Below are 25,051 nucleotides of genomic sequence, written 5' to 3' on the forward strand. Positions count from 1 at the left end.
GGATCGACCGGTGCGCCCGTCGGCGCGGGTGGCAACCCAGCTGGCGCGGGCCTCAACGGACCGGCCGGCAGCAACGGTGTCGGTTCGAACGGGCAGCCCGTCACGACGGCCGGCAACCCGGCCGGCGGTGCTCCCAACGGCATCGATGGTGGCGGCAACGCCGGATCGACCGACGCGCCTGCCAACACGACTGGCAGCAGCAGCCGGTTTGGCCGACTCCTTGCCTATCTGTCGGGCGATCGGGCCGGTGACTCTCCCGGTGCAGCCGCCGATGGTACCACTTCGTCGCGCGACCAGCCCACAGACGGCACTCCGGCCGGCAAGACTCCCGCTGGCATAACTGCTGGCGATGGCACCGGTCCGAACGGTCAGCTCGCCACCGGCAACCCGGTCGACGGTACTCCCAGCGGCGTTGACGGTATCGGCAATGCCGGATCGACCGGCGGGCCTCGCACGGCTGGCAATCCGCTCAACGGAACCGTCGGCGGTAGCCGCGCCGGCTCGAACGGTCAGCCCACCACCATGGCCGGCAACTCGGCCGATGGCACTCCCAACGGCAGCGATGGCAATGCCAACGCTGGAACGGCTGGTGCGCCTGCCAACACCGCCGATAATTCGGCCAGCGATGCCCTCAAGGGGCAAGGTGGCAGCAATAGCACCGATCCAGACAGCCAGCACGCTGGGATAGCTGGTAATCAGGTCCGCGATGCTGCCGACGGGGCTGCTGGTAGCAGCCGGTTTAGCCGCCTCCTCGCCTATCTGACGGGCGGCCGGGCTGACGATTCTGGCGACTCTCCCAGCACAATCGATAGCGGCAACGCCGGAACTGCCGGCGCGCCTGCCAACACGGCCGGCGATCCAGCCAGCAAGGCGCCCGCTGGCGCAACCGCTGGCAACGGTGTCGGTTCGAACGGCCAGCCCACCACCATGGCCGGCAATCCAGCTGGATATGGCCTCAACGGGGCTGGCGTCAGCAATGACGTCGGTCTTGGCACCCAGCGCGCTGGCATGGCCGGCAATCCGGCAGGCGGTGCTCTCAGCGGAGCGACCGGCGGCACCGGAACCGGCTTGAACGGCCTGTCCTCCAACACGGTGGGCAATGCAATCGGCCGTGCCTTCAACGGCATCGACGGTAGCGCCGGTTCAACCGGCAGGCTCGCCTATCTGACCGGCAGTTCGGTCGGGGTTGCTACCGGCCAGGCGGCAAGCGGCGAGAGTGCCGGATCGAATGGCGTGGTTGCAGGCCTGGTTTGCAATGTTGCTAACACCAACAACAAGGATGTCACTGGCATGTTCGCTTCCACAGCCAATACTGCGACGGGCGGTGCCACGAACCAGGGTGCCGTCACCAATGGCTCCAATGTTCGTGGGCCGAACGGTGAGGTCGTCCCCGCAATCGAAATCAAGGATCTCGCCGGCATCAAGGTGATACGCCCGGTCTACGATGTGTCGGAGTCCGATGTCGATGAACGGCTCAAACGAGTCGCCGAAGCGGCGCGCTCCTACAAGCCGAAGAACGGCAAGGCTACCGAGGGTGATCGCATCACCATCGATTATGCCGGCAAGGTCAGCGAAGTCATTCCCCACGACACCGGCACCAATCGTTTACTGGTGCTCGGCTCCAAGAATTCCATCCCGGGCTTCGACGACCAGTTGATCGGTGCGAAGGCGGGGGATGAGAAGCAGGTCAACGTGACGTTCCCGAAGAACTACCAGGTCCCGTATCTGGCAGGCAAGCAAGCGACCTTCAACGTCACGGTCAAGGAAGTGGCAAAGCCCAACGAGGCGCTGCTCAATGACGAGACTGCAAAGCGCTTCGGGTTGGACTCACTGGCGCGCCTGCGGACTGTCGTGCGTGGCCAGATCGAGAACCAGTTCGGCTCGCTGACGCGCCAGAAGGAAAAGCGGCAACTGCTCGAACAACTCGAGGCTGCCTATCCGTTCAAGGTGCCCTCGAAGTTGGTAGAGGTCGAGTTCAACAACACCTGGGCACAGGTCAACCGCAATCTCCAGGCCTCGGGCCGCACCTTCGCCGATTTCGGCATAACCGAGGACAAAGCGCGGGCCGAATATATGCGACTGGCAGAGCGGCGTACGCGCCTCGGCCTGATCCTCGTCGAGATCGGAAGCAAGGCAAACATCTCTATTTCGAACGAGGAACTGCAGCGCGGGTTGCTCCTGCAGATCGGCCGGTACCCGGCCAATCAGCAACAGCATCTGCTGGCTCTCTATCGCTCCAAGCCGCAGGTGTTGAATGCACTGCGCGCGCAACTGTTCGAGGACAAAGTCGTCGACTATCTCCTCGGCCAGGTTTCCCTCACCGAGAAGAAAGTGAGCAAGAAAGAGCTGATGGCAATCGACACAACGGCCGACGCCAACGCTGGGGCGAAGCCAGCCACAAGGGCGACCGTGAAGTCGAAGGCCAGGTAGCACAGCTGTTCTCCTGTTGCGAAGGCCGCCCTCGGCGGCCTTCGTCGTCTGCGAGAGCGTGTATCCGGCCTCGATTTGGTGTTCGCCGGTGAGGTGGTTGCGTTCAGGGCCAGGTGTAGAATGCCAATGGCGCGGGCGCCGCACGCCTGTGCCAGATCCTCATCCTGGAATTCGTGGAGCGGCTGGAACGAACCCTGGCTGAGTAAAGCAGCAACCTGTTTCACGTCGACGGGTATGACAGGAGAACATAAATCGAATGCTGCTTGGTCGCCGACAATTGCCTCGAATTACACCGTCTGGTAATTGGTGTCTTAGTAAAAACTAAATAATCTTATCTAAATCTATGTTTATCATTGAAGATTAACTTTACAATTGCGTGCAATTGCTCGAAAATCCGAGCCAGTGCAGCGATCGGGTCCACAATGCTGCACAGATAAAAACGTCACTCATTTCGACATCAACACAAAAAGAAAGTGACTGAACATGCTCGAGGATGACACGAGTCTGCTCGACCTGACCGCCGACATCGTCTCCGCCTATGTTGCCAACAACCAGGTCGCTACCGCTTCCCTGGCGGATCTGATCAGTTCGGTGCATGGAAGCCTTACCGGCCTGAACGATCCCAAGCCGGTCGCGGCGGACAAGCCACCGACGCCGGCGGTTTCGATCAGGAGATCCATCACGCCCGACTACGTGATCTGTCTGGAAGATGGCCTCAAATTCAAGTCGCTCACCCGGCATTTGCGAACGGCGTATAATATGACGCCGGAACAATATCGGGAGAAGTGGGCGCTGGCGGCAGATTACCCGATGGTTGCGCCGAACTATTCGGCTCAACGTTCTCGCCTGGCGAGGGAGTTTGGCCTCGGCCAACGACGCCAGGATCCCGAGAGCATGCCAGCATCGCCTCGCGCTCCAAGCAAGGGCAAAAGGAAAAAGGTATCGTAGGCGGACATCGCTCGCACCGGGTAAAACCATCCACCATCAAGATCCGGGATCGAACAGCTGGAGAAAAGTGCGATTTCTTCGGACCGCACCTTTACTCGAACGCCTTGTATCGACGCGTCTTCGTGACCTCGGCGACACCGTCAAATCGCAAACGCTTCAGGTGGTCGCAACCAATCGCGACCACCGCCGCACCAGATAATTGTGCTCGTCCATCGTCGTGTTCCAGACGGCGATCGAGTTGGCGCGCTGCCGGTAGGACCCGCCATCGCGCACGGATCCAGCCTTGATGGTGATGGTGCCGTCCGGGCCAGGCAAATCGACTTGTGTCGGCAGGCCTTCATACCAGTAGGCCCACTCGTCCGGGGTGAGGTAAGTCCGGACCCGAGCGGGAATGGACATGTAGTAGCCCTGGCGGGCCATCACCGCGCCCGGCCAGCCGGACAGCCACCAGTTCAGATAGTCATAGGCGATGTCGAGCGTGCGCTCCGACAGGTTGCTCGAAAGGCACAGGCCGCCATGCCAGGCTCGATAGCCTTCGCGCGGCACGGCCTCCATCACGGGCACACTGCAATGGCGCAGGGCGGTGATTCCGGGCGACCACATGCTCTGGATGACGACACCGCCATCGCGCATCAGACTGGCCGCTTCCGCCGCGGTCTTCCAGAAGCCGGCGAAAAACCCGCTCCTGCGCCGTTCGATCAGGATGCTCAGCAAGGTGTCGATCTCTTCGGTCGACATGTTGCCGAGATCCTCGAAGCTCATCAGGCCCAGTGCCTGGGCGGCGAGAGCCGCGTCGAAAACACCGATCGCCGGCTCGTCGACCAGGGCTGCCTTGCCATGCCAGTGGTCGTCGAGCAGGGCGCCCCAGGAGACGATCTGCTCGGCATCGCCATTGGCGAGATCGGGACGGAAAGCGAAGGAATCGAAATTGTGGGTGGTCGGCAGCATCGAGAGCCAGCGTGAGGGCGTCGGACCCAGGGCACGGTTCGGCTGGACGAAGAGCTTGGTCACGGGAGCGTCCCCGAACCCGATGCGGGCACCCGGATCGAGCCGTCCCGTCTTGGTCAGGTCGGTGATTTCGCTCCAGAGCGGAATGCGCGTGAGATCGATGGGCTGGATGGCACGCCAGTACCAGACGATATCGAGATTGTGGAAACACTGGTCGTAGATGTCATAGCTGCCGGGCTCCGCCGCCGCCTTGTGCTGGGCGGTGATGAAATCCTGGGTGTCGAAGATGACATTGATGCCCAGGTCCGCTTCGGCCTTGAGGCGCAGTTCCTCCAGATGCGAAATCTCGGTCCCCAATACCCGCAGTGTCGGCCGTTCCGCGAGGTGCAGGGCGGGCGCTGAGAGCTTTTCTTGCAATGCATCTCCTTTCATGGAGAGCTCGAACAGCGGGGCGGAGACAATGGCATTCGAAATCGCTTGATCAGGGTTGCTGCGACACGGGAGCCGCCAATCTGTTGAAGGCCGCCAGGGAGCGTCGGATCAAGCTGGAATCGAGGTCATCCACGATGAAAACGATGTGGGAGCGTCGATCGCCATCGGGCCAGGCCTGCATATGCACGGGCGTGTGCACCAGGTGCTGCACGCCGTGGATTGCCACCGGCGCACTCTCCCCGGCAAGGTTGAGCATGCCCTTTACCCGCAGGATACGGTCGCCATGACGGTTGAGGAGCATGGTCAGCCAGATGCCGAAGGCCGTCCAGTCGAGCGGCTCATCGATCGTGACCACGAAGGAGCGGATGCGCTCGCCATGGCGCGTGCGATCGCCCGAACCATGCTCGTGCCCGGGCTGGCCGGCTGTCCCGGGGGCAAGCGGGTCGTCGCTTTGGAAGGTCTGGCGGAACCAGGCGCGGGTCGAGCGCTCCGGGCGGCCGGCGGAAGCTGAACCGTCCTGGTCGAAGAGTGAAGCGGCATCGAAATCGCCATCGGCGGCCCGCAGGACAGGCGCATCCGGGTTGAAGTGCCGGAGCCGATCGAGGAGGCGGGCGACTGTCACTTCATCGGCGATGTCGGTCTTGGTGAGCACGAGCCGATCGGCGATGGCGGCCTGACGCGTCGACTCGACATGGGTCTCGAGCTGGAACCGGCCGTTCACTGCATCTACCGTCGCAATCACCGTGCCCGGCCGGAAATGATGCCGCAGGACGGGATCGGCCTTGATGGTCGACAGGATCGGGAAGGGATCGGCCAGGCCGGTGCTCTCGATCACCAGCCGGTCGAAGGTCGGGATGTCGCCACGCTCCCGCCTGGCATGGATATCGCGGATCGCCTGGGCCAGTTCGCCGCGGATCGTGCAGCACAGGCACCCCGACGGCAGCAGCACCATGGTCTCGTCGATAGGCTCGAGCAAATGGTGGTCGAGCCCGATTTCGCCGAATTCGTTGATCAGCACGGCCGTGCGGGCCATGGCTGGGTCCTTCAGGAGCTGCCGCAGCAAGGTCGTCTTGCCCGAACCAAGGAAGCCGGTGAGGAGGTGGACCGGGGTGAAGGCCGGGACGTCATCGGCCATGACGCTTCTCCATGGCCTCTATCACTGAAACGGAAAGCGGATCGCAGGCGCGCCGGGCCAGCCTTTCGGCGGCCGGCCACAGATGGCCGAGATCATCGATGATCTCGGTCTTGCCGGTTTTGGTCGACAGCAGGAAGGAAGCGCCCTGCCAATCGGAGAGGGTCATGCCGAAAGGTTCCAGGACCTGGCAGGCGATGCGCACGCGGTTCGCACGCTCGCGGCGCCGATCGATCCTGTCGCCGTTGCGCGTGAAGACGCCCGGGCGGGCCACGGCGTCGGCCCAGTGCTCGTTGCCCCCCAGAATGCCGCACAGCGAACACATGCAGATCTTCCTCGTTGCGGCGCATTTTCCGACAATGGTGATGGCCGGGACCACGATAGGGGGCCCGGCCTCTTCCGTCACTTCTTGCGCGGGAAGCGCCGGGCGAAATCGTCGGCCATTTCGTTCATGGTGACGAACTTCACGCCCGGATGCTTGGCCATATGCGCATAGAGGCGCTCCAGCATCATCAGGACCTGCGGCCGACCCGAGACGTCGGGATGGATGGTGATCGGGAAGACGGCATAATCCATCTCGCGATAGACCCAGTCGAACTGGTCGCGCCAGAGCTGCTCGATATCGTGCGGATTGACGAAGCCGTGGCTGTTGGGCGCCTTCTTGATGAACATCATCGGCGGCAGGTCGTCGAGATACCAGGAAGCTGGGATCTCGATGAGGTCGGTCTCATGCCCCCGCTTCAGCGGCACCATCCAGTCCTTCGGCTTGCCGGAATAATCGATCTTGGTCCAGGAATCGCCGACGCGCACATAATAGGGCGTGAAGTCGTTATGCATCAGCGAATGGTCGTATTTGATGCCACGCTCGAGCAGCAGCTCATTGGTGACGTTGGAAAATTCCCACCAGGGCGCGACATAGCCGGTAGGGCGCTTGCCGGAGAGTTTGGTGACGAGATCGATGCATTTGTCGAGGATCTCGATCTCCTGCTCGCGGGTCATCGCGATCGGGTTTTCATGGGTGTAGCCGTGGATGCCGATCTCGTGGCCGGCGTCAGCGACAGCCTGCATCTCATCGGGAAAGGTCTCGATCGAATGGCCGGGGATGAACCACGTCGTCTTGATGCCGAAACGCTCGAACAGCTTGACCAGGCGCGGCGAGCCGACCTCGCCGGCGAACAGGCCGCGCGAGATGTCGTCCGGCGAGTCCTCGCCGCCATAGGAACCGAGCCAGCCGGCGACCGCATCGACGTCAACGCCGAAGCCGCAGAGTATTTCCTTTGCCATGGGTGAGGTCTCCTCATTTCATGTTGAAATCGGTGTTTTCTGGAAAAGACAGTCTGTCAGATGGCTGGAATGACGGTTGCCTCGGAGGCATTCCAGGCCAGTACGACCTCACCTCCCGGAGCGAAGAGGCCGGGAGGGTATTTCTCGACATGCGCTTCCAGGGAGACCGCCCGGCCTCCCGGAAGTTCGACGGACAGATGCGAGATGTGCCCGACGACATCGAGACGCCTGACGGTCGCGGCGACGGCATTGCCCATGTCGCTTGCGCGTCCTCCAGAAGCCGAGCGGACTTCTATGGCTTCGGCCGGGACGACGATCTTGGCGGCACTGCCGCTGGCCAGGTCGCCGTTCGCCATGCCGCGCAGGATGCCGAGCGGGGTATCGACCACCACGCGCCCATCCTCGATGCCGCCCACGGAACCGTCGAGGATGGTGTTGCGGCCGATGAACTGCGCCACGAAGGGCGTGTTGGGCCGCGTATAGAGCTGGTGCGGTGGGCTTATCTGCTCGACGCGCCCCTGGTTCATCACCACGATGCGATCGGAAAGGGCGAGGGCCTCGGACTGGGCGTGGGTCACGAACACGAAAGTGACGCCCAGTCTCTTCTGCAGCAGCTTCAGTTCATTCTGGATCGCCTTGCGCAGATTGGCGTCGAGGGCGCCCAACGGCTCGTCCAGCAGGAGAATGTCGGGCTCGACGACGAGGCCGCGCGCCAGGGCGATGCGTTGGCGCTGGCCGCCGGACAGCTTGTCGGGACGCTTGTCGGCGACATCCTCGAGGCCGAGCGTGGCCAGGATGCGATCGACCTTCGCGTCGCGCTCCGCTTTCGCCAGTCCCTTGACCTCGAGGCCATAGCCGACATTGCGGCGGACGGTCATATGGGGAAAGAGCGCGTAGTTCTGGAAGATCATCGAGGTGGGGCGCCGTTCGGGCGGCACGTCGTTGATGCGCGTTCCCTTGATCAGCATGTCACCGGACGAGATGGATTCGAAACCGGCGATCATGCGCAACGTCGTCGTCTTGCCGCAGCCGGACGGCCCCAGAAAGGCGATGAATTCTCCCTTGGCGACGGCAAGGTCGAAACCGGCAACGGCAGGCGTGCCGTTGTCATAGACCTTGCCGACCTTGATGAGTTCGAGATCGTGGACCATCGCGTCAGGCTCCGCCGGAGTGGCTAAGGGGTTTTCCAGAAAAGTTGATAGACTTCTCGATCAAGAAAACATGCCAAAACAAAAGGTTAGAGAAAGAAGTGCGATTCAACGAAATCGTACTTTGCTCTGGGGACGCGGGCGGAAAGGCACGCTTTCCGCCCGGATCGTGATCAGGCGTTCAGGAACTCGTCCCACTTCTGGATGAGATGGTCATAAGCATCCGGCCATTGGTGCCAGTAGGCGACATTGGCGGCCCGTTCGGCCAGGCTGCCGCCGTCGCGGAGGTCGCCTTCCTTGATGCCGCGCTCGGCCGCGCCGACCCAGGGCTTGCCTTCGTACCAGAAGGCATATTTCTCTGGCGCCATCTCGCTTTTGATATTGGTCGTCGGCGAATAATAGCCCTGTTCGGAAACCGTGATGCCGGGCTTGCCCGAAAGCCAGTAATCGGCGTAGGCGGCCACGGCTTCCTTGTTGGTGGAGCCGGCGATCAGCGAAGGGCCGATCGCCCAGGCGCGATAGCCTTCCTTCGGGCGGGCATATCTGCAGGCCTTGCCCTGGGCCTTGACCGCCATCACGGCCGGCTGCCAGGCATCGCACACCACCATCTCGCCGGAGGCGAGGAGATTGACGAGTTCGCCGAAATCGCCCCAGAGCGCGCGGAACTGGCCTTCCTTCTTCTTCGACACCAGGAATTTCGCAGCCTCGTCGATTTCGGCTTCGGACGGATTGCCAGGGTTCTTGACCGCCGACAGGCCCAGCGAGTTCATGGCCATCACGGCCTGGCCGAAGGCGATCAGCGGATCGGTGTTGAGGCCGGACTTGCCCTTCCATTTGGGATCGAAGATCGCCGCCCAGGTGTTGGCTTCCTCGTCCGACAGCACGTCCGGGTTATAGCCGATGGAGTCGTAATTGTAGACGGCCGGCACCATCCACAGCTGGCTATGGGCATCGTCCTGCCAGATCTGCCCGGTGATCTGGGCCTTGGGATCCCATTTGTCGCTCGGCTTGGTGAAGGTATCGCGGATGTTGGCCCAGTTCTTCAGCGACGAGGCGGCGATCGGCGCGACATTGTTGGTCATCACCACCGAGGGCAGGCGCTCGGCGATCACTTCCCAGCAATCATAATCCTTCGAGCCCGACAGGATCTTCGTCTGGGCATCGGGAAAGGTTGCGGCCGTGCCGGACGTGGTACCTACGCCGGAGGCAGCCTTGAATTCGGCCAGGATGCGTTCCTGCACCGTGACGGAAAGGCCGATCGTGCGCAGGCTTTGGCTCGCCAGGCCACTACCCTGCGCCCAGGCGGCGCGGGAAGACATGAACGGCGTGCCGCCGCCCAAGGCCAGGGCCATCATTCCCGCGGATCGCTTCAACAAAGAGCGGCGCGTCATCTCGCTTTGGTCAGACATCGTTCCTTCTCCGGTTCTGGTTCATTTGCTTTTGTTTCAGTAGCGGCCCACCAGCAGGCCGCCATCGACCACCAGCGTCTGGCCCGTGAGGTATCGGGCGCTGGAAGAGGCGAGGAAAACGATCACGTCGGCGATTTCATCGGGCTCGCCGATACGGCCCATGGGAATGAAGGCGCCGGCTGTCTCGGCCCCTTCCGGGCCGAGCGAATGTTCCTTGGAGAGGAGCTGGGCGGTGCGGATATAGCCCGGGGCCACGCCATTGACCCGGACACCGTCGCGGGCAACCTCGACGGCAAGGCCCCGCACCAGCCCGACGACACCGGCCTTGGCGGAGGAATAATGCACATGCTCGTCCCAGCCATAGGCGACACCCATGATCGAGGAGAGAGCGACCACGGCGCCGGACCCGCGGGCGCGCATGCCGGGCAAAGCGGCACGCACCACGCGGAAGATGCCCTTGAGGTCGATGTCGAAGGTGAGGTCCCACTTGTCGTCGTCGAGCCTGGCGAGCGGCACCCGATGGGCGATGCCGGCATTGGCGACGACGACATCGATGCCGCCATGACGGGCCTCGATATCGGCAATCACGGCATCGGCACGATCCGTGGAGCGGACGTCGAGTGCCATGAACTCGGCCGAGCCACCTTCCACCCTGATCTCGTCGACGACGGCCTTGCCCTCCGCCTCCAGGATGTCGGTGACCATGACGTGGTCGCCGAGGGCGGCGAAGGCCTTCGCGCTGGCGCGGCCGATGCCGATGCCACCGCCGGTGATCAGGACGATGCGTGCCTTCGTCATGGTGGTGTCTTCTCCATCTGTGCGTTCACAACATCACGTCGCCGGAATTGGGCCCGAGCGTCTGGCCGACGAAGAGGCTGGCGGCCGGGGAGGCGAGGAAGGCGACGGTCGCCGCTACCTCTTCCGGTTCGCCGAAGCGGCCGAGCGGCAGCTCCCTGGCCTTGCGGTCCTTCCAGTCGTCGGAGAGCGCCTTCACCAGCGGCGTGTTGATCGGCCCTGGCGCCACGGCATTGACCCGCACGCCACGGCTCGACACCTCGCGGGCAAGCGATTTGGTCATGCCGATCACGGCGGCCTTGGCGCCGGAATAATGGGCGAGCTCGATCCCGCCGATCTGGCCGAGCTGGGATGCGACATTGATGATGATGCCCGATCCTGCCTCCAGCATCGTCGGCAGCACCGCCCGTATCATCAGGAAGGTGCCGCGCACATGCACGGCGAACATGCGGTCGAAATCACTGGGCTCGAGATGTTCGAACAGGCATTGATGGACATGGCCCGCATTGTTGACGAGCAGGTCCACCGGCCCGAGCTGCGTTCTGGCCGCGGCGACGATGGCCGCGACGTCCGCTTCGCTGGAGACATCGCCGGCGGCGGCAACCGCCTTGCCGCCCGCCGCCTGGATGGCATCGGCGAGGGCCTGCGCCCGCTCCAACGCCAGATCGTTGACGAGCACGCCATAGCCATCCGCCGCGAGACGTTCGGCGACGGCCTTGCCGATACCCGAGCCGGCTCCGGTGACGATGGCTGTTTTCAGGCCGGGCATCACGCGTCCTCCTGGATGGCGACGCGCCTGCCACGGCGGACCGACAGACCCATCAGGATGGCGTAGACAGCGAGCAGGGCGAACGAGAAAAGGGTGGTCAGCACGCCAAAGGCGAAGACGTTGGGATGGATCTCGACCGAGAACGTGCCGTAGATCGCCAGCGGCAGAGTGAGGTCGCGCCCCGAGGCGAAGAGCGTGCGCGAGAATTCGTCATAGGAAAGGGTGAAGGCGAACAGCATCGCCGAGAGGACACCGGGGAAGATCAGCGGGAACGTCACTTTCCGGAAGGTGCGGATCGGCGAGACGCCAAGGGACCAGGAGGCCTCCTCGACGCTCTGGTCGAAGCGGTTGAAGATCGCCAGCATGACCAGGAAGGCGAAGGGATAGGTGTAGACGACGTGGAGCACGAAGGCCGTGCCCCACCAGTGGCGGTCGACGCCGAGGACATTGGCCACCAGCGCCATGCCGAGGCCGACCAGCACACCGGGCACCATCATGCCGAGGACGATCAGATAGAAGGCGATGCCCGAGCCCCGGAACTTCTTGCGGAAGGCCTGCGCGGACGTCACGCCCAGGACGGTCGAGACCACCATCGTCATGATGGCGAGGACGATCGAACGCCCGAGGCTCTCCTCGATCGGCAAGGGGGCAATGCGTGAAGGGGGCGTGAGGCCGAAGAGATGCTGGTACCAATAGGTCGACCATTCGATGATCGGGAACTGCGGCCCTCCCTCCGGTCCGGTCTGGAAGGACAGGATCGCCAGCACGACGAAGGGGCCGTAGAGAAACAGCAGGAACAGGGCCGTGTAGACAGCCAGGACCGGTTTGACGCCGCGTGCCTGCATGGCTCAGAGTTCCTTCCTGAGATCGACGACGCGCAGCAGCGCGGCAACCACGGCACCCATGACGATCGTCAGGATCACGCCGACCACGGCGGCGAAGGCCCATTTGAGTGAGCCGACCTGGGTGACGATGATGTTGCCGAGAAGATTGACCTTGCGGCCCGACAGCGCGGCGGAGGTGGCGAACTCACCCAGGACCATCACCGAAACGAAGATCGAGCCGACGACCACGCCGGGCATCGACAGAGGCAGGATGATGGTGCGGAAGATGCGCCAGAAGCCGGCGCCGAGATCGCGTGCCGCCTCGATGACGTTCGGGTCGATCCGGCCGAGCATGAAGGCGATGGGGCCGACCATGAAGACGCAGTAGATCTGCGTCATGCCGATCACCACCGACAGGTCGGAGAAGAGCAAGGCTTCGATCGGCTGGGTGATGATGCCGGTCTTGAGCAGGATCAGGTTGATGGCGCCTTCCTTGCCCAGCATCGGGCGCCAGGCAAGGACACGGATCAGGAACGACGTCCAGAACGGGATGACGCACAGCACCAGGAGCGTCGTCTGCAGTGCTTTGTTGCGCACGAACAGGCCCACGAACAGGGCCGTGGGGTAGCCGATCACCAGCGTCGCGACCAGCACCGTCAGCCAGATGCGGATCGTGGTCCAGAGGGCCTGGAGGTAGGTATCGCTCGTGAAGAAAGTGACCCAGCTCTTGGTGGTGAGGATGGGCTCGATCTTGAAGGTGGTCTGCGTCCAGAACGAGACATAGACCATCATCAGGATGGGGACGAGCAGGAAGAGCACCATCCATGCCACGCCCGGGGCCAGCAGCCATAGTGTCTTGTTGCCGGACCTGTGCGGCGATGCAGCCTGCGGCGCCGCCGCTTCGCTGCCGGGAGGCGTCGTCATCCAGTCGATCTCCGTTCCGGGTCGAGGGTCAGCAAGAGCCATGGCCGGCGCTCACGCAAAGAGGAGCGCAAGGTCGCGCTTCCAGACGAGGCCGTAGCGTTCCTGCGGCGCGTAGTCTGCGGGCGGGCGATGGCTGAGATGGGTCTCCACCTCCACCACCTGGCCGCTATCGAGGGCGAAGAAGGAGTTCACCGCCGCGCCGCTATATTCGCTGGCAATGAAGGCGCCCACGACGCCCACCTCGTCCGTCGCCAGGGCCGAGGAGAGCGGGCGCACCTGAATGCGGTCATAGCGCACAGCGTAGGCGGTTTTTCCGCCTGCGAGGCGTGTGCTTCCGTCAGTCGAGAACCTGCCCGCCGGCCCGACGAAGTCCGCGCCCAAGAGCGTTCCCTCGAACAGGTTGTAGCAGTTGAGGAAACGCGCCACCGAGGGCGCTGCAGGGCGGTTATAGATCGTGTCGGCATCCGCCGATTGGGTGATCCGGCCCCGGTCGAGCACCAGCACGATGTCGCCCATCGCCAGTGCTTCGGATTCACTACCGGTGACATGGAGGAAGGTGACGCCGAGGCGTTCGCGGATGCTCCTGAGCTCTGTCCGCATCCGGGCTCGCAGATTGGCATCGAGCGCGCCGAGTGGTTCGTCGAGCAGCACGAGCCGCGGTTCAGTCACGAGCGTTCGCGCCAGCGCCACGCGTTGGCGCTGGCCGCCCGAGATCTGGGCAACACCGCGATCCTCCAGGCCGCCCAGACCGACCAGTTCAATCATTTCGCCGACCTTGCGGCGAATGGCGGCGCGATCCGTCGGTGCAGCAGCCTCGCGGTTTTCGAGGCCGTAGGCGATATTCCTGGCAACGGAGAGATGAGGGAACAGGGCAAAGTTCTGGAAGACGAAGCCGATGCCACGCCGATGCGCCTGGACGTTGTCGATCGGGAGGCCGCCGAGTGCAACGCTGCCCTGGTCGGGATCTTCAAATCCCGCGATCACGCGCAGAAGCGTGGTCTTGCCCGAACCGCTGGGGCCTAGAAGCGACACATAGGCGTTGTCGGGGATGGCGAGGTCGATACCGTCCAGCGCTTGCAGATCGCCATAGGATTTCCTGATGCCGGATAGACGAAGTACATCTGCCAAACGAGCCTCCCAGGTCGTATTAAGCCACGTAAATACCAGGCTACTCCTCGGAGTAGCTTGGGTAATCGGTAGCTCAATTTGAGATGATGAATATCATTCGGCCGCAATACGCTCGCGTCCGATTGAATCTCGATCAACTTTCTTGATTCAGTTCGCCTCTGCATTGCTTCTTTGGCAATGAGTGCTTGGATCTTAGTACGATCGATTTTTGTATGCAACAATCTTTTTTGTGCATCGCCTGCTCAAATTCCGGGCGAGCCTTGAATTTGGACTCTCGGTGAAGGATTGGCGGAGCCTGGGCGCCTTTTGTTGAGAATTGACCATCTAGATTGGGTTTCTCTGTATTTTTTTACCGCATGCGGCGCGCTCGGCAGGGATGCGATGGGCGGTCGGGGGGGGTGATGCGGCGTTGGAGGGGGGTGGCGCTCGCGACGAGATCTGCCGGAGATTTTGCCGGAAATCGGTGAAAATGAATTCTCTGCGCCAAAAATTGCACTATAGTATGCAAAAATCATTTATCCGAATGTGGGACAGGGTGTGTCAAACGCGGTAGACACGGACAGTTCGGGCGGCGGTCAGCGATGACGCCCGCAAGGAGGTCCGTTTACGGCATGCCATTGTCCAAGCCTCGCCAGACAGCCCAGCGGCGCTACGAAATCGTCGAAGACGTCTTGCGTGCCAATATCGCCGACGGGCTACTGCCACGGGGACTGGTGCTGCTCGAAGGGCCGATCGCCGAGATCTTTCAGACATCGCGTGCCCCGGTTCAGAAAGCGCTGCTTCGCCTCGAGGCAGAGCAACTCATCCATCGTTTCGATGGGCGCGGCTATCTCGTCGGAGCACCGGGACGGCAAGTCGCCCCCGTGCGCACCGATATCAAGAGCTTGGGGCTGATGGTGCCCGAAGCCATCGACGAGGCGCTGCAAAGTCGGTCGACCTGGGAGCGCATCTATGATTCCATCGAGGCGGATGTCGCAGCCTGCGTCGTATTCGGACAATATCGCATCATCGAGATCGAGCTGGCGGATCATTTCCATGTCAGCCGCACCGTGGTGCGCGACGTGCTCGGACGCCTGCAGGAGAAGGGGCTGGTGCATAAGAACCAGAGTTCCCACTGGATCGCCGGACCGCTCACGGCAAAATCGATCAAAGACCGCTTTGCCTTGCGGCGCATCCTCGAACCTCCCGCCCTGGTGTCGGCGGCTCCGCGCATCGATCGCTCCAGATTGACGGCTCTTCTCGAGAGCCTCTCCGAGGCCGAAAGAACCGTATCGGATGCCGATCTGGTCGAGTGGGAAGATCTGGAGACCAAACTGGTCGAAACCTGCGTGATGGCCACCCCCAACGAGCGGCTGCGCGATCTGATACGGGACAATCTGTTGCCGGTGGTTGCCTCGGAGCGCCTGCTGCGCCAACTCGGCCTGCCGCGCGATCGTATCGCCATTGCCGAATATCGCCTGATTGTCGAACTGCTGACACGCGGGGCAATCGATGCCGCAGCTGCGATGTTCGACGCGCATCTGGAAGAGGCGAGGAACCGCAATATCGCGCAGATGAAGATCGTCGCGGTGATCCCGGCCCCGCAAACGATTGCGCCTTACTTGACCAGGATCGCGGAGTAAGTGTCCCCTCGGCAGCCCACTGGCCTTCCCAAGCGCGCGGATTGCTGGCCTCCATAGCCAAAATCGCCGTGGAAAACCGCCCAGGCGGGAACGAACCTGGGCGGTTTTCGTGTCTGGAAACCTGCACTTCAAGGGGGTTGCCGGCCCGGTGCCCAGCCAGGAGCGGAGAGACCCTCGAAAGATCTCCGCGGGGCGGCGGAAGACAAAGGGTCGGCCGGACAGGTTGGTCAGTTTTGTAGATCGGCGGGCACCTTGCCCCCATTCGCTGCCAGTTTTGCAATGACCGCCTTGTGCAGCCAGATATTCATCGTAGCGGAATCCGACGTATCGCCCGTATAGCCCAACTCCCCGGCGAGCTCCTTGCGAGCCGCAAGGCTGCTGTCGAGCTTCAGGGCTTTGAGGAGGTCTACAATCGAGTGCTTCCAGTCGAGGCTCTGTCCGCTGGCCTTGACCGCTTGATCGAGAACGGCAGCGACATCGACGGTGCTCGGCGGAGCGGCCGAACTCGATGGTGCGGGAGCCGGATTGGACGAGGGCGTAGGGGCAGCGGTTGTACCGGCAGGCGCTTGGGGAGCCTCCGCAGCCTTCGCACGGCCGAAGATGGCGTTGCTGATTGAATCGAAGATGCCCATGTTTCTATCTCCGTTGAATGAAGCTTCGACTGCTGCGCTTGAACTTGGCTGATCAATGCTTGGACGAGCCGAAATGTTCCCCTACGGCCACTGTGCGCCGGGTTTTGCCGGGCTGCAAAAGTGCGGCCCGATCAGCTCCAGGCATGCAGAGGCGGATTGATGCCATTCAGGGCGTAATTGCCAAGAATGGCATATTTCCAGCGAACGGGATCATGGAGCGTATGCGTACGGGCATTGCGCCAGTGCCGGTCGAGGTTGTGAACGCCCAGCGTCGAGCGTGTGCCGGCCAGTTCGAACAATTTGTTGGTGGCCTGCAGCGCCACTTCCGTCGATAGGACCTTGGCTTCGGCAACGGCGATCTGGGCCTTGGCCACGCTTTCGGCCGTGGCATCGGCGACGGCCCTATCCACGGCAAGACCTGCCTTTTCGAGAAGTGCCTCGGCGGCATGAAGGCGCAAGGTGAGGTCCCCGACCGCCTGGATCGTGTAGGGGTCCTGCCAGGCGTGATCGAGGCCGCTGTCGATCCAGGCCCTGGAGCCGCCCCTGACAAAGGCGATGGTATCCTTGATGGCCGCCTCCGCGATGCCCGTATCGACCGCGGCCTGGATGATCTGGAAAATCGCGCCGTCTGCCGTCGGGCGATCATAGCCCCGATAGCCCGGGACCAGATGGGTCTTCGGTACTTTCACGTGGTCGAGGATCACCGTGCCGCTCAACGTGGTCTTCTGGCCGAAACTCGACCAGTCGTCGATCACCGCGAGGCCGGCGGCGTCGCGCTCGGCAATCGCATACCAGGCCCGGCCTTCGCCATCGAGTGCGACGATGGGCACCAGATGGGCGAGAAGCGCGCCGGAGGAATAGAACTTCTTGCCCGTGACGACGACGTGGTCGCCTTCGTCCTTGAACGTCGTCTCGAAATCGGCTGCTCGCTTGGAGGAGAATTCGGAGAAGGCATTGCCGAACCTGGTCCCGCGCAGCACCTCGGCAAACAACAGCTTCTGCTGAGCCTCGTCGGAGACCGTTCGAATGGCTGCGACGACTCCGATATGGTTCTGCGTGATCTGCCCGATCGAAGGATCCGCCGCCGAAATGATCTGGATCACGCGATCGATGGTGACATAGGAAAGCTCGGGTCCACCGAAAGCCTTGGGGACATTGAGCGACCACAGGCCGCTCTGGGAGTAGGCATCGAGTTCGGCCACCGGCCAGATGCGGTCGCGGTCGCGCTCCGATGCCTCTTGGGCAAATTGTGCCGCAAGGTCTTCGGCAACTGCGATCGCTTCAGCATCGCTGCGGATGATGTGCGCCGGTTCAGACGGGCGGGGGAGGGCAGATACGCCTTCTGCAAAGATGTCTGGAAATGCTTTGGCTTGAGCGGCTGTCGTCATGGGCCGATTCCTAAGATGAGGGTGAAGATCAGGCCGCGGTCGAGACCGCGGATGAGTCGGCAAAGGAAGTCCGTCCGAGATAGATATCCGTGAGGTCGGCACGGCCCCTCAGTTCGGCAGCCCGTCCTTGCAGGACCGAGCGCCCCGAAGCGAGCAGCACCGCGCGGTGGGCATGGCGCAGGGCCACGGCGGTGTTCTGTTCGGCAAGAAGAATGGAGAGGCCTTCTGACGCATTGAGCGCGGTGAGGCGTTCGAAGATGTCCTGCACCACGAGCGGTGCCAGCCCCATGGAAGGCTCGTCCAGCACCAGCAGGCGTGGCCTGGACATCAGGGCGCGACCGATTGCGGTCATCTGCTGCTCGCCGCCGGAGGTCAGGCCGGCGATCGTCTTTCGTTTCTCGCGCAGGCGCGGGAAGATCGAATAGACGCGCTCCAGGTCGCGTGCCAATTCCGACCGATTGGAGCCGCGTGCCAGCCCGCCGGTGACGAGATTGTCCTCGGTGCTCAGCGAGCGGAAGCAATGCCGGCCCTCGAGCACCTGGACGAGCCCTCGCCGTACCAGGGCGGAGGCGCTGTGCCGGTTGACGTCCACATTGTCGAACCGGATCGTCCCGGCTGAAAGCCGGCCGCGCTGGGCCGGCAATAGGTTGGAGATCGCCTTGAGCGTCGTGGATTTCCCGGCCCCGTTGGGGCCGAGCAAGGCGACGATCTCGCCTGCGGCAACCGTCAGGCTCACGCCATTCAGGGCGACGATGGCGCCACCATAAACGGCTTCGATCGCATTGACCGAAAGCAGGGGGACTGGCTCGGACATCGAGGACCCTGGCATCGAATATCTTTCCTGGGACACGCCGTTGCAGGAGAGCGAGGGGATGTGCCTCAGTTCGAGGCGGCCTTGTCGGCATCCGCCTCGGTTCGCGGCTTGATCTGATGTTCGGCGGCGTAGGCCGCCGCGGATTTTTCGATGATCGGCCGCAGCAACGCCCAGTCGGGTGCGATCCAGTCGGAGACCACCTTCCACTTGGCACCGTCCCATTGCTGGAAGGTGACCAGGCCATCGCCTTCATGGTTCTTCCAGGTCACGTTGATGGAGTGGAAAAGCCCCTTGGCGCCGAGAGCCTCCACGCGAGCCGGATCGAGCTTGAGATGTTCCAGCCCCCAGCGGACTTCATCGCCTGTAAGGGTGCGGTGGCCGAATTTCTCCTGCGCGATGCGGATGGCCTCGACGTTCAGGATGCCGTTCACGATGCCGAGGTTGTGGTAGACGCTGCCGATCCGCTTCTTGTCGTCGAGATTGCCCTTGCCGGCGCCATAGACGGTTTTGACGATCTCCTGCACCACGGGGTATTCGGTGCCGGAAGCCTGGGTCGTGATCGCGACATACCCCTTGGCAGCTGCGCCCGCGGGCAGCACGTCCTCTTCCGAATTGGACCAGACATTGCCGACGATGTGATCGGCCGGAAAACCGACCTTCTGGGCCGTCTTGAGTGCCACTGGGTTCATGACGCCCCATCCGCGCAGCACCACATAGTCGGGCCGCCAGCGCCGGATGGTCAGCCATTGCGATTGCTGCTCGTTGCCGGGATGGGGCACCTCGATCTGCTGCAGTTCGAAGCCATATTTCTTGGCCAGCAGCTCATAGATCGGGATCGTCTCCTTGCCATAGGGCGAGCCGTGATAGAGCACGGCGATCTTCTTGCCCTTGAGCTGTTCCACCCCGCCGAACTTGCCGGCGATGTAGTTCACGATGCCGGACGTCTCGCTGTAGGGGTTGAGCAGCAGCGGGAAGACATATTTGAACACGCTGCCATCGGTCGAATCCGTGCGGCCGTGATTGATCGTCAGCAGGGGAACCTTGTCATTGGTGATGCGGTCGATCATTGCATAGGCGATGCCGACGGAAAGCGGGTTCCAGGTCGCGATGTCCTTGTGGCTTTTCTGCCGTTCGTAGCATTCGACGCCTCGCTCGACTTCATACTGGGTTTCGCATTCGTCCCAGGTCAGCTTGACGCCGTTCACACCGCCGTCGCGGGTGTTGATCAGATTGAGGTAGTCGATGAAGCCGCCGAAGAAGCCGGTGCCGCCGGCGGCATAGGGGCCGACCCGGTAGCTTTGCAGCGGGAAATACTGTTCGTCCGCGCGAGCCTGTGAATGGGAGAAAGGCAGGGTCGTGAGTGCGAGGGCTGCTGCCATCGTGGTGGCGCGCAGCGCGCCGGCGAGGCGAAATGAAATGGACGGCATGGTGGCTCCGGGGTTGGCAGGCGAGGATTGGGGGGAAACCGCGGTCAGCGGTGCGGGCGGATTTTATCGAGCAGGCGTCGACACAGCGCCGACAGGCCGTCCGGTTCGGCGATGAGGAAAACGATGATCAGCGCGCCGAGCACGATGCGCTGGCTCATGTCGAGAACGCCTGAGTCGAAGGTGCTGCCCAGCAAGGCGCTGCCCAGGCGGGACAGAATCAGGGGAAACACCACGATGAAAGCCGCCCCGAGGAACGCGCCTCGGATCGTGGCGAGCCCGCCGATAATGACGATGAACAGGATCTGGAACGATCGATCAAGATCAAAGCCGGCCGGCTCGACGGTCCTGAGATAGGCGAACGCCCACAGCGATCCGGCAATGCCGATGATGAAGGAGGACAGCACGAAGGCGAGCAGTTTGGTGCGCAGCACGGGCACGCCGATGACACGGGCCGCCAGTTCGTTGTCGCGAACGGCGATGAAGTCGCGGCCGGTTTGCGTCTTGACGATCCGGGCGGCGAGCCCGGTGAGGACCACCACGATGGTGAGCGTGAACAGGTAGCGGCCGGCCGGGCTCTCCAGCGAAATGCCTGCCACGCCGAGAGGCGGGGCGTCGATGACGCCCGATGGGTTGTCGTTGGAAAACCAGCTGAACTTGGTCAGGGCCCATTGCACGAAGAACTGCGCCGCCAAGGTGGAAACGGCGAGGTAAAAGCCGCGCAGGCGCAGGCTCGGCAGGCCGAAGACCAGCCCGATCAGCGCCGCGACACCGCCACCCAGGACAATGCTCGCGACCAGCGGCAGGCCGGGAACCCGCAGGTTGAAATTATAAGCGGCGAAGGCACCCACGGCCATGAAGGCGGCGCTGCCCAACGAAAGCTGCCCGGCATAGCCTGTGAGCAGGTTCAGGCCCAGGGCGGCCAGCGACAAGGCCAGGAAGGGCGTGAGGATGGCATCGAACACGTAGCTGCTGCCGACCAGCGGGATCACGCCATAGGCGATGGCCAGGAGCGCCGCGGGAAGGATCCAGGAACGGCTGGGAGCCTCGGCGTTTGCGTGGCTGGAAGCGGTCAGCGCGGTCACGTTCAGGCCCTTTCCACGAGCTTCTGGCCGAACAGCCCTGCGGGCCGCAGCAGGAGAAAGAGGAGGGCCGCCACATAGGCGAACCATCCTTCGATGCCGCCGCCGACGAAGGGGCCGAGATAGACCTCCGAGAGCTTCTCGAAGGCACCGATGAGAAGACCGCCGACGATGGCGCCCAGGATCGAGTCGAACCCGCCCAGGACCAGAACGGGCAGCGCCTTGAGCACGACGAGCGACAGGGAGAACTGGACGCCGAGCCTGGAGCCCCAGATCAGCCCTGCAACCAGGGCGACGACGCCCGCGGCGGTCCAGACCGCGGCCCAGATGCGTGGCAGCCGCAAACCGACCGCATAGGCGGCGAACTGGTCGTCGGCGACGGCGCGAAAGCTCAACCCGATACGCGTGAAATTGAAGAAGGCCGCAAGGACCGCCACCAGCGTCGCGGCAACCCCTGCCGCGAAGAGGTCGAACTTGGATATCAGCACGCCGGCCACTTCAAATGGCGTGTCGTCGATCCCCAGGTCGAGCGCGTGGACCTGGGTGCCCCACAGAAGCTGTGCCGCGCCCTCGATGACATAGGACAGGCCGAGCGTTGCCATGAACAATGTGATCGGCGGCTTGTTGACCAGCGGGCGCAGCACGGCCCTCTCGATCGTCAGGCCGAGCGCGGCCATGATGGCGATCGATATCGCCAGGGCTGCAACGAAGGGAACGTCTCGTTCGATCAGGCTGACGAAGGTGAGCGCCGCGAAAAGCAGCATCGCACCCTGCGCGAAGTTGAGAACGCCCGAGGTCTTGTAGACAAGCACGAACCCGATCGCGACCAGCGAATACATCACGCCGGATAGCAGGCCTCCAACCAGCACCTCGACCAGGAAGGCCCAATCAAAATCCGCCATCATGCACCTTCCCGGTCTTCGGCGTGGCCCGGCTCTTCCGTGTGAGCGACGCCGAGATAGGCGTCGATCACGGCCTGGTCGGCCTGCACGACCTGCGGAGTGCCGTCCGCAATGAGGCTGCCGTGATCGAGCACGGCCACCCTGTCGGACAGGTCCATGACCATGCCGATGTCGTGCTCGATCATCACGATCGTCAGATCGAACTGCCTTCTCGCCTTGCGGATGACCTCGGCGATCTCGTTCTTCTCCACGGCCGTCATGCCCGCCATGGGCTCGTCGAGCAGCAGGATGCGAGGCTCGGCCACCAGGGCCCGGGCCAATTCGACGCGTTTTTGTAGGCCATAGGGCAGGGTCGCGACGGGGCGGTTGCGGACCGCGCGAAGGTCCAGGAAGTCGATCATTCGCTCGGCGCACTCGCGGGCATCCTCCTGTTCGCGATGCGCCAGCCCCAAGCCCAGAACCTGTCCGATGACACCTGCATGTCGCGAGGCGACCCGTCCCATCAGGACATTGCCGAGCACGTCCAGCCCGCTGAACAAGGCCAGGTTCTGGAACGTGCGCGCAACACCGAGCGCTGCGAGCCGGGACGCCGAGACCTGCCGGAAGTCACGACCGGCGAGGCGGATATGGCCGTGATCGGGGCGATAGATGCCGCTGATGACGTTGAGGAGCGAACTCTTGCCTGCACCATTCGGCCCGATGATGGCTCGAGTTTCGCCGAGCTCGATCGCAAAGCTGACGTCCCTCAGGGCTGCAATTCCGCCGAAGGACAGGCTGATGCGATCGAGCACCAGCGCGGACTGTCGTCGGGCCGTGTCGGTCTTTGGTGTCGAGGGTGTTGCAACACCCTCGATGGGTGGCGCATCCCGATATGACGGGGACGGTTGCAGGATTGCGCTTGTGGCCGTGGTCATGAGCGTGTCTCTACCCGTCATCCCTGCCGACGGCAGGGATGCGGGATGGAACGGTTGCGGGGCGGGGAAGAGCGAGCCGCGATCACTCGGCCGCGACGGCCACGGGCTGTGCCGCTTCGAGCTTGCGGACCAGGGGGATGACCTCGCGGCCGAAGAACTCGACCTCTTCCTGGAAATGCAGGAAGCCGAGCAGGATCAGGTCGGCGCCCGCATCCTTCAGGGCCAGAATGCGTTCCGCAATCTGCTGCGGCGTGCCGATGAGGTTGGAGCGGAAGCCGTCATTATATTGCACCAGGTCCTGGAAGGACGATTTGGCCCAGTTGCCTTCACCCTCCGGAGACGCCTTCCCGGCATTCTTCACCTCATGGGCAAAGCCGTGGACCGCCTCGGGAATGGCCTTGGCAATGATTTCGTCCAGCACGGCCTTGGCTTCGGCCTCGGTATCGCGCGCGATGGCAAAGGCATTGACGCCGACCTTGACCGAATGCCCGTTCTCGCGGGCCTTGGTCTGGATGTCGTCGACCTGCTTCCTGATCTCATCGGGCGTATTGCCGTTGGTGAAATACCAATCGGAGACGCGCGAGGCCATGTCGCGGGCCGCGCGGGATGAGCCGCCCTGGAAGATTTCGGGCTGCGGATCGATGGGCTTCGGCTTCAGGCTGTAGTTGCGGAAGCGATAGAAATCGCCGTTGAAGGTGAAGCTTTCCTCGGTCCAGATACCGCGCAGTGAGTGGATGAATTCTTCAGACCGGCGGTAGCGCTCGTCGTGGTCGAGCCAGGGCTCGCCGATCGCGGTGAACTCGCCGCGAAACCAGCCGCTGACGATGTTCACGGCCACCCGGGCGCCGTAGATGTTGTTGATGGTCGCGATCTGCTTGGCGGCGACGGCAGGATGCCAGGGGCCGGGCAGCAGGGCCACGATCAGCTTGAGGCGTTCGGTCGAGGCGAGCAGGGCCTGGCTGAAGGTCAGGGGCTCGTGCTGATTGTCCGCACCATAGCCTGCTGTGAAACGGATCTGGCTAAGCGCATAGTCGAAGCCGGAACGCTCGGCGATCTGGGCGAGCTTGCGATTATAGTCGATTTCCCAGCTCGTACGCTGCTCGATCGAACTGATGACGAGACCGCCGGAGACATTGGGCACCCAATAGGCAAACTTGATCGGTTCGCGCTGAGGTTCGGCTGGCATGGTGGATCCTTGGTTTTTATGGCGGGTTCAGGCGGTGGCGGGGAACGGAACGACCGTTCCAGACCCGTGCGGGTGGGAAAGGCGCAGCTGGAGGCGGGCTTCGGCGACGGCGCGATCGATGCGCCCCGAAACCTCGGCGCTGGCCAGGGCATGATCGTCAAAATCGCCCTCGAGCGCATAGACGGTGGTCGGGAGCGTGATGGCCTTGAAGAAGGCGAAGAGCGGCCGGAACTGGTGGTCCATGGCCAAAGCGTGCAGCGGCGTTCCGCCCGTTGCCGCCACCAGCACGGGCCTGCCTTCGAGGGCGCGATAGTCGACGAGGTCGAACAGATGCTTCAAGGCGCCCGTATAGGAGGCGCGGTAGATGGGAGAGGCGACGACCAGCAGATCTGCGCCTTCGACCGCCTCGATGATCTCCCGCGCCCGCCCGGTTCGCGGGCCCTTTGGATGCGTTGCAAACAGGGCCGCTGCGTCATTTGCCAGTTCCACCAGCTCGACCTGCGCAAAAGGCTCCAAGCGGGTGAGGATGGTGCGCACCAGCCCGGTCGTCCGGCTGGGCACGCTCAAGCTGCCGGATATACCGAGAATCTTCGGACGGGGATCGGGCATGGCGCGCTCTCGGGCTAAATAAATACTATATTTATATACTCTATATAATTTATAGACTGTCAAGGGGCGGAGTCCTGACCGAGGTTGCGGCCGTCCCGATCCGTGCCGGGCGGCCCGGCAGAAGGTGACGAAGAGCCGATCCATGGATCGGTCGAGCCATGATCAGGGGAGAAGCCGCCGCCTCTGCGGCACGAAACGATCCGCTGCCTTTGCAACAGGCACTTGTTCCAGCAGGCGGCAGCAGGTCGCGAAGAAGCGCAATCAATCAAAGGGTCGTTTGGGGGCGGGCTGACACTACTTCAGTATG

Annotated in this window: 22 protein-coding genes and 1 pseudogene; 3 read left to right on the forward strand and 20 right to left on the reverse strand. The window is 63.0% G+C overall.

Annotated elements, in window-relative coordinates; all coding sequences use genetic code 11:
- Positions 1-1,374: 1,374 nt before the first annotated feature.
- Together tig and BA190_RS32510 are read left to right on the forward strand one after the other, a co-directional pair.
- Positions 1,375-2,415: pseudogene (gene tig / locus BA190_RS35585) on the forward strand (trigger factor); the annotation flags it as partial.
- A gap of 498 nt (positions 2,416-2,913) precedes the next feature.
- Positions 2,914-3,378, forward strand: a complete 465-nt coding sequence (locus BA190_RS32510) for a MucR family transcriptional regulator (RefSeq protein ID WP_068298414.1) — start codon at positions 2,914-2,916, stop codon at positions 3,376-3,378.
- Between the two features lie 156 nt (positions 3,379-3,534).
- Here the strand turns inward: BA190_RS32510 and BA190_RS32515 are convergent, their stop codons facing one another.
- The 11 genes from BA190_RS32515 to BA190_RS32565 all read right to left on the reverse strand — a co-directional run bounded on the left by BA190_RS32515 (position 3,535) and on the right by BA190_RS32565 (position 14,171).
- Positions 3,535-4,758 carry a PotD/PotF family extracellular solute-binding protein gene (locus BA190_RS32515; RefSeq protein WP_068298417.1) on the reverse strand — a complete coding sequence of 408 codons (1,224 nt, stop codon included), beginning with the start codon at positions 4,756-4,758 and terminating at the stop codon, positions 3,535-3,537.
- A 49-nt stretch (positions 4,759-4,807) separates the two neighbouring features.
- Positions 4,808-5,893, reverse strand: coding sequence for a GTP-binding protein (locus tag BA190_RS32520; RefSeq protein WP_068298420.1), 1,086 nt, complete (start codon positions 5,891-5,893; stop codon positions 4,808-4,810).
- A complete protein-coding gene (locus BA190_RS32525; RefSeq protein ID WP_068298423.1) occupies positions 5,883-6,215 on the reverse strand; it encodes a hypothetical protein in 333 nt (110 codons plus the stop codon). The genes BA190_RS32520 and BA190_RS32525 overlap by 11 nt, the downstream gene beginning before the upstream one ends.
- A 77-nt stretch (positions 6,216-6,292) precedes the next feature.
- The gene (locus tag BA190_RS32530; protein WP_068298425.1) at positions 6,293-7,174 is read right to left on the reverse strand and encodes a polysaccharide deacetylase; all 882 of its coding nucleotides are present in this window, start codon (positions 7,172-7,174) and stop codon (positions 6,293-6,295) included.
- Between the two features lie 56 nt (positions 7,175-7,230).
- Positions 7,231-8,325, reverse strand: a complete 1,095-nt coding sequence (locus tag BA190_RS32535) for an ABC transporter ATP-binding protein (RefSeq protein ID WP_068298429.1) — start codon at positions 8,323-8,325, stop codon at positions 7,231-7,233.
- 170 nt (positions 8,326-8,495) lie between these two features.
- Complete coding sequence (locus tag BA190_RS32540; RefSeq protein ID WP_068298432.1) at positions 8,496-9,731, reverse strand: PotD/PotF family extracellular solute-binding protein; 1,236 nt, start codon at positions 9,729-9,731, stop codon at positions 8,496-8,498.
- Between the two features lie 36 nt (positions 9,732-9,767).
- The gene (locus tag BA190_RS32545; protein ID WP_068298438.1) at positions 9,768-10,529 is read right to left on the reverse strand and encodes an SDR family NAD(P)-dependent oxidoreductase; all 762 of its coding nucleotides are present in this window, start codon (positions 10,527-10,529) and stop codon (positions 9,768-9,770) included.
- A 25-nt stretch (positions 10,530-10,554) separates the two neighbouring features.
- Entirely contained in the window at positions 10,555-11,295 is a 741-nt protein-coding gene (locus BA190_RS32550; protein WP_068298441.1) for an SDR family NAD(P)-dependent oxidoreductase, read from the reverse strand.
- Positions 11,295-12,140 carry an ABC transporter permease gene (locus BA190_RS32555; protein ID WP_068298445.1) on the reverse strand — a complete coding sequence of 282 codons (846 nt, stop codon included), beginning with the start codon at positions 12,138-12,140 and terminating at the stop codon, positions 11,295-11,297. Before BA190_RS32555 ends, BA190_RS32550 begins: the two co-directional genes overlap by 1 nt.
- 3 nt (positions 12,141-12,143) lie before the next feature.
- Positions 12,144-13,043, reverse strand: coding sequence for an ABC transporter permease (locus BA190_RS32560; protein ID WP_068298447.1), 900 nt, complete (start codon positions 13,041-13,043; stop codon positions 12,144-12,146).
- Between the two features lie 51 nt (positions 13,044-13,094).
- The gene (locus BA190_RS32565) at positions 13,095-14,171 is read right to left on the reverse strand and encodes an ABC transporter ATP-binding protein (RefSeq protein ID WP_068298449.1); all 1,077 of its coding nucleotides are present in this window, start codon (positions 14,169-14,171) and stop codon (positions 13,095-13,097) included.
- A 611-nt stretch (positions 14,172-14,782) separates the two neighbouring features.
- Here BA190_RS32565 and BA190_RS32570 point away from each other — a divergent pair.
- Positions 14,783-15,793, forward strand: coding sequence for a GntR family transcriptional regulator (locus BA190_RS32570; RefSeq protein ID WP_068298451.1), 1,011 nt, complete (start codon positions 14,783-14,785; stop codon positions 15,791-15,793).
- Between the two features lie 227 nt (positions 15,794-16,020).
- Here the strand turns inward: BA190_RS32570 and BA190_RS32575 are convergent, their stop codons facing one another.
- The 9 genes from BA190_RS32575 to BA190_RS32615 all read right to left on the reverse strand — a co-directional run bounded on the left by BA190_RS32575 (position 16,021) and on the right by BA190_RS32615 (position 24,744).
- Positions 16,021-16,425 (reverse strand): DUF3597 domain-containing protein, encoded by a 405-nt coding sequence (locus BA190_RS32575; protein ID WP_068298457.1) that lies wholly within the window; start codon positions 16,423-16,425, stop codon positions 16,021-16,023.
- Positions 16,426-16,556: 131 nt separating this feature from the next.
- Positions 16,557-17,813 (reverse strand): SfnB family sulfur acquisition oxidoreductase, encoded by a 1,257-nt coding sequence (locus BA190_RS32580; RefSeq protein WP_068298459.1) that lies wholly within the window; start codon positions 17,811-17,813, stop codon positions 16,557-16,559.
- Between the two features lie 28 nt (positions 17,814-17,841).
- A complete protein-coding gene (locus tag BA190_RS32585; protein WP_068298462.1) occupies positions 17,842-18,627 on the reverse strand; it encodes an ABC transporter ATP-binding protein in 786 nt (261 codons plus the stop codon).
- Between the two features lie 65 nt (positions 18,628-18,692).
- Positions 18,693-20,006 carry an ABC transporter substrate-binding protein gene (locus BA190_RS32590; RefSeq protein WP_245315027.1) on the reverse strand — a complete coding sequence of 438 codons (1,314 nt, stop codon included), beginning with the start codon at positions 20,004-20,006 and terminating at the stop codon, positions 18,693-18,695.
- A gap of 92 nt (positions 20,007-20,098) precedes the next feature.
- Positions 20,099-21,127: a branched-chain amino acid ABC transporter permease gene (locus BA190_RS32595; protein WP_068298546.1), complete on the reverse strand. Its 1,029-nt coding sequence runs from the start codon at positions 21,125-21,127 to the stop codon at positions 20,099-20,101.
- Between the two features lie 11 nt (positions 21,128-21,138).
- Positions 21,139-22,035 (reverse strand): branched-chain amino acid ABC transporter permease, encoded by an 897-nt coding sequence (locus tag BA190_RS32600; protein ID WP_068298469.1) that lies wholly within the window; start codon positions 22,033-22,035, stop codon positions 21,139-21,141.
- Positions 22,035-22,949: an ABC transporter ATP-binding protein gene (locus BA190_RS32605; RefSeq protein ID WP_082980200.1), complete on the reverse strand. Its 915-nt coding sequence runs from the start codon at positions 22,947-22,949 to the stop codon at positions 22,035-22,037. The genes BA190_RS32600 and BA190_RS32605 overlap by 1 nt, the downstream gene beginning before the upstream one ends.
- 82 nt (positions 22,950-23,031) lie before the next feature.
- Entirely contained in the window at positions 23,032-24,135 is a 1,104-nt protein-coding gene (gene sfnG, locus BA190_RS32610; protein ID WP_068298472.1) for a dimethylsulfone monooxygenase SfnG, read from the reverse strand.
- Between the two features lie 27 nt (positions 24,136-24,162).
- Complete coding sequence (locus BA190_RS32615; protein WP_068298475.1) at positions 24,163-24,744, reverse strand: NAD(P)H-dependent oxidoreductase; 582 nt, start codon at positions 24,742-24,744, stop codon at positions 24,163-24,165.
- Positions 24,745-25,051 lie beyond the last annotated feature (307 nt).

Source organism: Labrys sp. WJW (assembly GCF_001676615.1).
Lineage (GTDB): Bacteria > Pseudomonadota > Alphaproteobacteria > Rhizobiales > Labraceae > Labrys > Labrys sedimenti.

Bases quoted from the DNA above. Each gene is read 5' to 3' on its own strand.
- BA190_RS32600 (WP_068298469.1), bottom strand. From the start codon at position 22,035: ATGGCGGATTTTGATTGGGCCTTCCTGGTCGAGGTGCTGGTTGGAGGC.
- BA190_RS32520 (WP_068298420.1), bottom strand. From the start codon at position 5,893: ATGGCCGATGACGTCCCGGCCTTCACCCCGGTCCACCTCCTCACCGGC.
- BA190_RS32615 (WP_068298475.1), bottom strand. From the start codon at position 24,744: ATGCCCGATCCCCGTCCGAAGATTCTCGGTATATCCGGCAGCTTGAGC.
- BA190_RS32510 (WP_068298414.1), top strand. From the start codon at position 2,914: ATGCTCGAGGATGACACGAGTCTGCTCGACCTGACCGCCGACATCGTC.
- BA190_RS32590 (WP_245315027.1), bottom strand. From the start codon at position 20,006: ATGGCAGCAGCCCTCGCACTCACGACCCTGCCTTTCTCCCATTCACAG.
- BA190_RS32555 (WP_068298445.1), bottom strand. From the start codon at position 12,140: ATGCAGGCACGCGGCGTCAAACCGGTCCTGGCTGTCTACACGGCCCTG.
- BA190_RS32515 (WP_068298417.1), bottom strand. From the start codon at position 4,758: ATGAAAGGAGATGCATTGCAAGAAAAGCTCTCAGCGCCCGCCCTGCAC.
- BA190_RS32540 (WP_068298432.1), bottom strand. From the start codon at position 9,731: ATGTCTGACCAAAGCGAGATGACGCGCCGCTCTTTGTTGAAGCGATCC.
- BA190_RS32545 (WP_068298438.1), bottom strand. From the start codon at position 10,529: ATGACGAAGGCACGCATCGTCCTGATCACCGGCGGTGGCATCGGCATC.
- BA190_RS32550 (WP_068298441.1), bottom strand. From the start codon at position 11,295: ATGCCCGGCCTGAAAACAGCCATCGTCACCGGAGCCGGCTCGGGTATC.
- BA190_RS32530 (WP_068298425.1), bottom strand. From the start codon at position 7,174: ATGGCAAAGGAAATACTCTGCGGCTTCGGCGTTGACGTCGATGCGGTC.
- BA190_RS32580 (WP_068298459.1), bottom strand. From the start codon at position 17,813: ATGACGACAGCCGCTCAAGCCAAAGCATTTCCAGACATCTTTGCAGAA.
- BA190_RS32605 (WP_082980200.1), bottom strand. From the start codon at position 22,949: ATGACCACGGCCACAAGCGCAATCCTGCAACCGTCCCCGTCATATCGG.
- BA190_RS32535 (WP_068298429.1), bottom strand. From the start codon at position 8,325: ATGGTCCACGATCTCGAACTCATCAAGGTCGGCAAGGTCTATGACAAC.
- BA190_RS32525 (WP_068298423.1), bottom strand. From the start codon at position 6,215: ATGTGTTCGCTGTGCGGCATTCTGGGGGGCAACGAGCACTGGGCCGAC.
- sfnG (WP_068298472.1), bottom strand. From the start codon at position 24,135: ATGCCAGCCGAACCTCAGCGCGAACCGATCAAGTTTGCCTATTGGGTG.
- BA190_RS32570 (WP_068298451.1), top strand. From the start codon at position 14,783: ATGCCATTGTCCAAGCCTCGCCAGACAGCCCAGCGGCGCTACGAAATC.
- BA190_RS32575 (WP_068298457.1), bottom strand. From the start codon at position 16,425: ATGGGCATCTTCGATTCAATCAGCAACGCCATCTTCGGCCGTGCGAAG.
- BA190_RS32585 (WP_068298462.1), bottom strand. From the start codon at position 18,627: ATGTCCGAGCCAGTCCCCCTGCTTTCGGTCAATGCGATCGAAGCCGTT.
- BA190_RS32560 (WP_068298447.1), bottom strand. From the start codon at position 13,043: ATGACGACGCCTCCCGGCAGCGAAGCGGCGGCGCCGCAGGCTGCATCG.